This is a genomic window from Pseudoalteromonas atlantica (assembly GCF_043641955.1).
Taxonomy (GTDB): Bacteria; Pseudomonadota; Gammaproteobacteria; order Enterobacterales; family Alteromonadaceae; genus Pseudoalteromonas; species Pseudoalteromonas atlantica_A.
Genome location: NZ_JBHZRV010000013.1, coordinates 52,806 through 62,320 on the forward strand (window position 1 = coordinate 52,806; position 9,515 = coordinate 62,320).

The 9,515-nt window shown below is 42.3% G+C and carries 10 protein-coding genes; 1 reads left to right on the plus strand and 9 read right to left on the minus strand.

Features of this window, described 5'->3' with window-relative positions; all coding sequences use genetic code 11:
• Positions 1–119 precede the first annotated feature (119 nt).
• A protein-coding gene (locus ACHUE3_RS18195) for an IS3 family transposase (RefSeq protein ID WP_394193734.1) occupies positions 120–1,288 on the plus strand; the annotation gives its coding sequence in 2 pieces (ribosomal slippage) (positions 120–390 and positions 390–1,288; 1,170 coding nt in all).
• A 95-nt stretch (positions 1,289–1,383) separates the two neighbouring features.
• Here ACHUE3_RS18195 and ACHUE3_RS18200 read toward each other — a convergent pair.
• The 9 genes from ACHUE3_RS18200 to trmJ form a co-directional block, all read right to left on the minus strand.
• On the minus strand, positions 1,384–2,811 hold the full coding sequence (locus ACHUE3_RS18200; protein ID WP_394193735.1) for an NAD-dependent succinate-semialdehyde dehydrogenase: 1,428 nt from the start codon (positions 2,809–2,811) through the stop codon (positions 1,384–1,386).
• A gap of 242 nt (positions 2,812–3,053) precedes the next feature.
• Positions 3,054–3,392 carry an ISC system 2Fe-2S type ferredoxin gene (gene fdx / locus ACHUE3_RS18205; RefSeq protein WP_394193736.1) on the minus strand — a complete coding sequence of 113 codons (339 nt, stop codon included), beginning with the start codon at positions 3,390–3,392 and terminating at the stop codon, positions 3,054–3,056.
• A gap of 10 nt (positions 3,393–3,402) precedes the next feature.
• Positions 3,403–5,265: a Fe-S protein assembly chaperone HscA gene (gene hscA, locus ACHUE3_RS18210; protein ID WP_394193737.1), complete on the minus strand. Its 1,863-nt coding sequence runs from the start codon at positions 5,263–5,265 to the stop codon at positions 3,403–3,405.
• Between the two features lie 48 nt (positions 5,266–5,313).
• A complete protein-coding gene (gene hscB / locus ACHUE3_RS18215; RefSeq protein WP_394193738.1) occupies positions 5,314–5,841 on the minus strand; it encodes a co-chaperone HscB in 528 nt (175 codons plus the stop codon).
• Positions 5,842–5,916: 75 nt separating this feature from the next.
• The gene (gene iscA / locus ACHUE3_RS18220) at positions 5,917–6,240 is read right to left on the minus strand and encodes an iron-sulfur cluster assembly protein IscA (RefSeq protein WP_058560437.1); all 324 of its coding nucleotides are present in this window, start codon (positions 6,238–6,240) and stop codon (positions 5,917–5,919) included.
• Between the two features lie 9 nt (positions 6,241–6,249).
• Entirely contained in the window at positions 6,250–6,633 is a 384-nt protein-coding gene (gene iscU / locus ACHUE3_RS18225; RefSeq protein WP_087533305.1) for a Fe-S cluster assembly scaffold IscU, read from the minus strand.
• A 40-nt stretch (positions 6,634–6,673) separates the two neighbouring features.
• Positions 6,674–7,891: an IscS subfamily cysteine desulfurase gene (locus ACHUE3_RS18230; protein ID WP_394193739.1), complete on the minus strand. Its 1,218-nt coding sequence runs from the start codon at positions 7,889–7,891 to the stop codon at positions 6,674–6,676.
• Between the two features lie 22 nt (positions 7,892–7,913).
• Positions 7,914–8,405 (minus strand): Fe-S cluster assembly transcriptional regulator IscR, encoded by a 492-nt coding sequence (iscR, locus tag ACHUE3_RS18235; protein ID WP_394193740.1) that lies wholly within the window; start codon positions 8,403–8,405, stop codon positions 7,914–7,916.
• Between the two features lie 235 nt (positions 8,406–8,640).
• Positions 8,641–9,363, minus strand: a complete 723-nt coding sequence (gene trmJ, locus ACHUE3_RS18240) for a tRNA (cytosine(32)/uridine(32)-2'-O)-methyltransferase TrmJ (protein ID WP_394193741.1) — start codon at positions 9,361–9,363, stop codon at positions 8,641–8,643.
• Positions 9,364–9,515 lie beyond the last annotated feature (152 nt).

The following is a 9,515-nucleotide window of genomic DNA, read 5'->3' on the forward strand; positions in this document are numbered from 1 at the left end:
CCTCCCATCATATAAAAACTAAAATGACAGCGCTATCATTAATTGAAATAAAAGCTATCAGCTATCAGCTATCTGATCTGACTCCATAAAAGTAGACACCTATTTAGGAGTCAGGTGTCATGAAGGTAAAAGAGTTTCGTAAACATACAGAGGAATTTAAAAGAAAAGTGGTGCAAGAGTCGTTAGATTCTCATGATACAGTTAAAATGGTCGCAGAAAAGTACGGTATTCACCCTGATATGCTATCAAGCTGGAGAAGTAAAATGACCTCAAGTAAAACACCCCAACCACTTAAAAATAAAGGTCCAGAAAAGTCATATAAAGACCTTGAACGTCAAGTCCGTAATCTTGAAAAACAGCTTGAAGATGCTCAGTTGGAGAACGACGTGTTAAAAAAGGCGAAGGCCTACTTCGACAGCCTAAAAGAATAAGGTTTCAATACATTTATCAGACAACTACGGCGAAGAAAACAATTAGTAAGCTATGTGCATTGTTGTCTGTGTCTAAAGCTGGCTATTATAAATGGCTGAAACAATCATTAAACCCAGTGGCGGGTAAAAACGACTCATTACTTCAGTTTTTGAAAAAGAGAAGTAATAAAGAGCACTGTATACCTGGTTACAGGAAGTTGTGGGAAGCCGCGATAGCTGATGGATATGATTGTAGTAAAGGTCGTGTGCAACGCTTATTACAAAGCGTAGGTTATCGCTCTAAATCAGGTAAACGTCGCTACACCAGTGGCAATAAAAAGCAGGGTTTTATTACGACAGAGAACCTACTGGGTCGCCAGTTTGATGTTGAAGAGCCTAATACAGTGTGGGTGTCTGATATAACACAAGTTCGCTGCAAAGAAGGCTGGCAGTATCTATGTGTAATCTTAGATTTATACTCACGTAAAGTTGTTGGCTGGGCAACGAGTCGAGTTAATAGTGCGGATTTAGTAATTAGAACATTAAGAAAGGCTTGGCATAGACGTAAGCCGGAGGGACATCGCTTATTGTTTCATTCAGACCAAGGGAGCCAATATCGAGCCAAAGAAACGATAGTGTGGTTGAACAAACGAGATGTAACGATTAGCATGTCGAGAAAAGGAAATTGCTGGGATAACGCGTGTTCAGAAAGCTTCTTTGCTCAGTATAAAAAAGAGTGGATGAACAATTTAAATGAATTGAGTCGTAGTGAAATGACAATACAAAGTCGTTTTTATATTGAGAATTACTACAACTCAGTAAGAATGCATGGAACGTTGGGTAATGTGAGTCCCATGCAATATGAATCAATAAATTAAAACCCCGTGTCTACTTTAGTGGGGTCAGATCACAAACCTGACGGCTGACGGCTGACGGCTGACGGCTGACGGCTGACGGCTAAAAGCTTCTAGCTTTAGACTTTCATACACACATATTTTTCTTCGAGGTATTCGTCGAGCCCTTGGTGGCCGCCTTCTCGCCCTAAGCCTGATTGCTTTACACCACCAAAAGGCGCAACTGGATTTGAAATCAAACCTTCGTTGATTCCGACCATGCCGTACTCTAGCGCTTCACTCACGCGGTAGATTTGCTTGATATTTTGGCTATAAAAATAAGCGGCGAGGCCGTACGGCACGTCATTGGCAAGTGCGAGTACTTCGGCTTCTTCATCAAATGCGATAATGCTCACTACTGGGCCAAATACTTCTTGGTGGTAAATATCCATCTCAGGGGTAACACCCGTTAAAATAACAGGTGCTTGAAAGTTACCACCTAATTCTTTGACATCATTTATTTGAGTCGCGCCTTTTTGTTTTGCATCACTCAGCAAGTCTTGAACCTTTTGTTTTGCTTTGGCATATATCAGCGGACCAATATCGCAGTCGTCGGCAAAACCGCTGGCGACTTTTAATGAGGTTACTTTTTCATTCAGTTTTTTAACCACTTCATCTAACACATTGCGCTGCACAAAAATGCGGTTAGCTGCCACACAAGTCTGCCCTGCGTTTCTAAACTTAGCGCCCATTAAACCTGTAACAGCTTCATCTAAATCAGCATTTTCAAAAATAATAAACGGCGCATTACCACCAAGCTCCATTGATGTACGCTTAATTGTTGAAGCACATTGCGATAGTAACTGCTTACCCACACCGGTTGAACCGGTAAAAGTAAACTTACGCACACATTCTGATTCAGTTAACAGTTCGCCGACCATTTTCGCATTTTCAGAAACCAGTACATTAAAAGCACCTTTCTCAAAACCTGCCTGATCAGCTAAATATGCCAACGCAAGTGCACAAAGCGGAGTATGTTCTGAGGGCTTTAATACAAAGCTACAGCCTGCGGCATAAGCCGGAGCTACTTTGCGAGTCACCATGGCAATAGGAAAATTCCACGGTGTTATACCAGCCACAACTCCGATTGGTTGCTTAAAGCTCGTTAAACGGTGCTGATTGTCGGTTGGTGGGATCACATCGCCATAACTACGTTTTGCTTGCTCGGCAAACCATTTAATAAAACCGGCACCGTACTCTACTTCACCAAGGGATTCTTTGAACGGTTTACCCTGCTCTTTAGTCATCAACTCGGCAAGGGTTTGTTTGTGCTGCATGACTAATTCGCACCAACGCATCAAGGTTTCGCTTCGTTGAGTTGCGTTAGTTGCTTTTAATTTAACAAATGCGCCTTTTGCAGCAGCAATGGCGTTATTCACACCTTGCTCGTCAATATCACTGACTTCTACAATGCTTTTTTCGGTAGCAGGATCATCTACGCTAAAGCGCGTATCGGTTTTATAAAACTCACCGTTAAAAAACGAATCTGAAAAAATTAGATCACTCAAAATACACCTCCGAAATAGGGTTGACCCGTAGCAGCGGATTTATTCCGCGTCAGTAGCAGCGGATTTACTCCGCGTCAGTAGCAGCGGATTTACTCCGCGTCAGTAGCAGCGGATTTATTCCGCGTCAGTTCAACGTAAAGACACGACGTAAATTCGCTGCTACGAACAAAAACACCGCGTTCAAATTGAGCGCGGTGTTTTTTATAAAGCTTAAGGCTTACAACTTATAGCTGCGCTTTAAATCAATGCTCTTCATTAACGATATTGAGATTGTACTTTGGTATTTCAACCACAAGGTCTTCATCTTTAATGATTGCTTGGCAGCCAAGGCGAGACTCTGACTCTAAGCCCCAAGCTTTATCTAGCATGTCGTCTTCTAGTTCGTCGCTTTCATCAAGTGAATCAAAACCTTCACGAATAACTAAGTGGCATGTTGTACAGGCACATGATTTCTCACAGGCATGAGGAATACTGATACCGTTTTTTAAGGCAACGTTAAGTACCGTTTCACCTGTTGGCCCTTCGATTGCTGCGCCGTCAGGACATAATTCCGGATGGGGAAGAAAAATAATTTGTGGCATTCTAACCTCTTTAAACGTTGTCTACTGACTGCCCTTGCAGTGCTTTTTTAATCGATGCATCCATTCTTCTCTCAGCGAATACGCTACTGGCGTTATCCACTTTTTCAATGGCTGCTTTAATGTCACTTGGCTCAACGGCTGATTCACGAATAACAGCAAGCGCTGCGATTTCTGTTTGTAGATTACTCAGTTCAGCTTCATCAAGCAACTTACTATCTGTGGCCAGAGATGCTTCAAGTGCTTCAATCACGCGCAATGCTTCAACTTGTTGCTCTTTGAGCATACGCGCTTGCATATCGTCTTTTGCGTTTGTCATTGACTCTTTTAGCATATTCGCTACTTGGTCGTCTGATAAACCAAATGACGGTTTTACTTGAATATCAGCTTGTACACCGGTTGATTTTTCCATGGCTGACACACTCAGTAACCCATCAGCGTCAACTTTAAATGTCACGCGAATATGTGCAGCACCGGCTGCCATTGCCGGTATCCCTTTTAAGCTAAATTTAGCTAATGAACGGCAATCATCAACAAGTTCACGCTCACCTTGTAGCACATGCAATGACATGGCTGTTTGGCCATCTTTGAATGTGGTGAATTCTTGTGCGCGTGCAACAGGGATAGTGGTGTTACGCGGAATGATTTTCTCAACTAAGCCACCCATGGTCTCAAGACCAAGTGACAAAGGGAGTACATCAAGCAATAACATATCTGAATCAGGCTTATTACCTACCAATACATCGGCTTGTAATGCTGCACCTAAGGCAACAACACGGTCTGGGTCAATCGATGTTAATGGTTCTTTATTAAAAAATTCTTTTACTTGGCTGCGTACAATCGGCATACGAGTAGAACCGCCAACCATAACCACTTGCAACACTTCATCATTAACAATGCCTGCATCTTTTACTGCACGACGACATGAACGCAGTGTTTTTTTAACTAGCGTCATTGCGAGTTCTTCAAGCTTTTCGCGGGTGACTTCAACCATGTATTTTTCGTCGTCAAACTCAAGACCAACATTTACTTTTGCGTATTGGCTCAATGCTTCTTTACAGGCTTTCGCTTTATTGATGAATAAACGAAGTACCGAAGGAGATAAGTTCATTACACCGGTTTCACGCTTAAAGTGATCCACTAGTAATGAATCAAAGTCGTCACCACCTAGGCTTGAATCACCACCGGTTGCCAATACTTCAAATACGCCTTGGTTTAAACGCAGGATTGAAATATCAAATGTACCACCACCTAAGTCATAAACAGCAATAATGCCTTCTTGACCTGAATCTAAACCGTAAGCAACAGCCGCTGCCGTTGGCTCGTTTAATAAGCGCAGCACATTGATACCAGCAAGCTCTGCGGCATCTTTTGTGCTTTGGCGCTGTGCGTCATCAAAATAGGCTGGCACTGTGATCACGGCGCCTAAAATATCTTGCCCTGCAAAGCTTTCTTCTGCACGTTGTTTAAGTGCTTTTAAAATATCGCTTGAAGCGGTGATTGGGCTGATATTACCTGCTGCGGTAGTAATTGCTAACGCACCATCGTGCTCGCAAAAATCATAAGGTAATTGGCCGTAGCTTTGCTGTATTTCTGTTTGAGTTTTACCTAAAAAGCGCTTAACAGAGATAAGGGTATTTGCAGGGTCTTGCGTGGCTGCTTGCGCTGCTTGCTCACCAACTGTCACACTATCAGCTTGATAACGCACGACTGATGGCAACATAGCTGTGCCACTCACATCGGTTAATGTACGTGCTTCACCGCTTTGTACCGTCGCGACTAATGAGTTGGTTGTACCAAGGTCGATACCTATGGCTAACTTATGTTCATGTGGTGCCGCGCTCTGCCCCGGCTCAGCAATTTGCAATAATGCCATAATGCTCTTTTACTCGCTTTTACTTACTTTAATACGTAAGTTAAAAAATTAATCGTCGAATAAACTGTCTTCAATGCGTTCTAGTTCATCACGTAATTTATAAACAAACTTAAGCTTACGAATGTTATCTGCCGCTAGCTGCCATTGTTGCTCATCGTTACTTGCTAATTGTGCTGCAAGTTGTGCACTGTATTGGCTATCGAGTTGTTTTATTTGCTGTTCAAACTGGGTAATGGCTGCATCTGGGTCACTACTTGAACTTAACTCTTCGAGCTCTTCTCGTAGTTCCATTTGTTGCATTAAGAATAGCGGGTCTTGCAGGGTTTGTTGTTCAGCACGAATATCAACACCGAGCTCACTTAGCATATATTCGGCACGTTTTACCGGGTGCTTAAGTGTTTGTAGTGCATCGTTAATTTCAGCAGCATTTTGCACCGCTAATAATTTGTCGCGACTGCTGCTATTTGCGTGGCGGTCTGGGTGAACGGCACGTTGTAGCTCTAGGTAGTTTTTATTGACTGTTGCCAAATCAATTTGGTAATCAACAGGTATTGCAAACAACTCAAAATAGCGCATTATCAAACCATATAAATTTCAGATAGAACAAAGCCCTACAGGTGCAGGGCTTAAGAATACTATTGCAATGAGCGATTAAACTGTGAAGCTTTCGCCACAACCACACTCATCAGCTTGATTCGGGTTAATAAACTTAAACCCTTCATTCAAACCTTCTTTCGTGTAATCAAGCTCTGTACCATCAATGTATACTAAGCTTTTAGCATCAACGATTACTTTTACCCCTTGGGATTCAAATACTTCGTCGCCTTCAGATAAATCGTCTACAAACTCAAGAACATAAGCAAGACCTGAACAGCCCGTCGTTTTAATGCCAACGCGCAGGCCTAGGCCTTTACCGCGATTTGCTAAAAATGATTCTACGCGGTTTGCTGCCGCATCTGTCAATGTCACTGCCATGGTTATCTCTTACTTCGCTTGTTTACTTTTGTAATCTGCAATTGCTGCTTGGATAGCGTCTTCTGCTAAAATCGAACAGTGAATTTTCACTGGCGGTAATTCAAGCTCTGCACTGATATCAGTATTTTTAATCGTTGCAGCTTCGTCTAATGTTTTGCCTTTAACCCACTCTGTTACAAGTGATGAAGAGGCAATTGCACTACCACAACCATATGTTTTGAATTTAGCATCTTCGATAACACCGGTATCAGATACTTTAATTTGCAGCTTCATTACGTCACCACATGCTGGTGCGCCAACCATACCGGTTGCTACTGATGGATCGTTTTTGTCTAATACACCTACGTTACGTGGGTTTTCAACATGATCAATTACTTTATCACTATACGCCATAATACTATCCTCACTACCTGCTAGTGGGTGTGCCCATCAATTAATGATGTGCCCACTCAACTGAATCTAAATCAACACCTTCTTGATGCATTTCCCATAAAGGAGACATCTCACGTAAGCGACCGATAGAGTTTTTCATTAAATTGACGGTATAATCAATCTCTTCTTCGGTGGTAAAACGACCAATACTGAAACGAATTGAGCTATGCGCTAATTCGTCATTGCGGCCAAGCGCACGTAATACATAAGAAGGCTCTAAGCTTGCTGATGTACAGGCAGAACCTGATGATACAGCAATATCTTTAACAGCCATTAATAACGACTCACCTTCAACAAAGTTAAAGCTGATGTTAACAATTCCTGGTACTGATTGGTCTTGTGCACCATTGAAGTACACTTCATCCATATCAGCCATAATGCCATCAATTAAACGCTTACGTAGCGCACTGATGTGAGCATGATCTTTTTCAAAATCTTGTTTTGCAATTCTAAATGCAGCACCCATACCAACAAGTTGGTGAGTTGCAAGCGTACCAGAACGCATACCACGTTCGTGGCCACCACCGTGCATTTGCGCTTCAAGACGAGCACGTGGTTTACGACGAACGTACAACGCGCCAATCCCTTTAGGGCCATACACTTTATGTGCTGAGAACGACATAAAATCAACTTTAAGTTGTTGTACGTCAATTAATACTTTACCCGCGCTTTGCGCTGCATCGACATGGAACATAATTTTGCGTTCACGACACATTTCGCCAATTGTAGCGATGTCTTGAATTACACCTAGCTCGTTATTCACGTGCATGATGCTAACTAATACGGTGTCTTCACGCATTGTTTGTTCAAGCTTTTTAAGGTCAAGTAGGCCGTTTTCTTCAACGTCCATATAGGTTACTTCAAAACCTTGACGCTCAAGCTCACGACACGTGTCGATCACAGCTTTATGCTCAGTTTTCGCGGTAATTACGTGCTTACCTTTCTTTTTGTAAAACTGTGCAGCGCCTTTAATTGCAAGGTTGTTTGATTCTGTTGCGCCCGACGTGAAAACGATTTCACGTGGATCTGCATTAATGAGATCAGCAATGTCAGTACGCGCCTGATCGATTGCTTCTTCAGCTTGCCAACCAAAACGGTGTGAACGTGATGCAGGGTTACCAAAATTGCCATCCATTGTTAGGCATTGCATCATTTCTTTTGCAACACGCTCGTCAACTGGCGTGGTTGCTGCGTAATCTAAATAAATCGGTAACTTCATTTCTATCTCCGCTGGCGCCAACTTATAGTTGACAGCTTACTTGAATATTTTCCAATTGCTTAATTGCATTATTAACGCTGTTATCTTGGCGAGATGCGACTTCTTTAACGTCAGATTTCTCTACCAATTCAGCAAGGGTAATACCATTTAAAAAGTCTTCAATCCGCGTGCTTAAGTCTGACCATAATGTGTGGGTCAAACAACGCATGCCACTTTGACATCCGCCTGTTGCGCCGTGACAGCGCGTTGCATCGACTGATTCATCAACGGCGCTTATCACATCGCCGACTGAAATTGTGCTTGAGTCGCGACCAAGTAAATAACCCCCACCTGGACCACGCACTGAGCTTACTAAACCATTCTTACGTAAACGGGCAAATAATTGCTCAAGATATGACAAAGAAATTTCTTGTCGTTCTGAAATATCGGCAAGGGGTACGGCACCTACATTAGTATGTAGTGCAACATCGAGCATAGCTGTAACGGCATATCTGCCTTTTGATGTTAACTTCATTAAAGCCCCCGCACAAAAGAGTGCAAATTTTAATTACCAGAGTAAAATAGTCAAGTATTATCTTAGTAGCTATCAGCTATCAGCTATCAGCTATCAGCTATCAGCTATCAGCTATCAGCTATCAGCTATCAAACAAACTTCAATACCCGACCTTTTTGGTCAAGTATTACGTTCATTGTAATTACCTGAGTAATTTAGTCAAGTATTACTCATTAAAAGTGCTTATAACATTCGTTTATTTAATAGACTTATTTATTGAAGTTAGAATGCCGCGTAAAATATTCATTTCAGCGTCTTCAGGGCGTGCGCGGTTAAATAAACGACGCAGCTTGGTCATAACGAGGCCAGGGTGCTGTTTAATTATAAAGCCAGTATTATGCAGTGTTTCTTCTAGGTGGTCGTAAAATAACTCGGTTTGTTTTGAGCTTGGGTATACCGCTTCGTCTTCTTCAACCTTTTTAGGTTGTTGATTTAAAAATGCCATACGCGTTTCATAACACAATGTTTGAACCGCCATCGCTAAGTTTAACGAGCTATATTCTGGATTAGCAGGAATACATACATGGTAATTACAAAGCTGTAGTTCTTCATTAGTTAGGCCACTGTTTTCACGACCAAACACTAGCGCAACAGGACTATTAACAGCTTCATCGACAAGTTTTTCACCACATTCACGTGGCTCAACCATAGGCCAAGACAAGGTACGTGAACGCGCACTGGTACCGATGGTAAGGGCACAATCGGCAATAGCATCAGCAACAGTATCAACAATCACCGCATTACCTAGTACATCAGTAGCACCGGCAGCGAGTGCACTAGCGTGACTATCAACTTCACATGCTGGGTCAACCAAATAAAGCTTTGATAAGCCCATGGTTTTCATTGCACGTGCTGCAGAACCAATATTACCTGAATGCGAGGTGTTTACTAAAACAATACGGATGTCATCTAAGATCATTGCGGTGTTACTTAACTCATACAAAAAATTGGTGGGAATTGTAGCATGTATATTAGCTGTAAGCGATAAGCTGCGTAGGTTCTAGGTTCTAGGTTCTAGGTTCTAGGTTCTAGGTTCTAGGTTCTAGGTTCTAGGTTCTAGGTTCTAGGTTC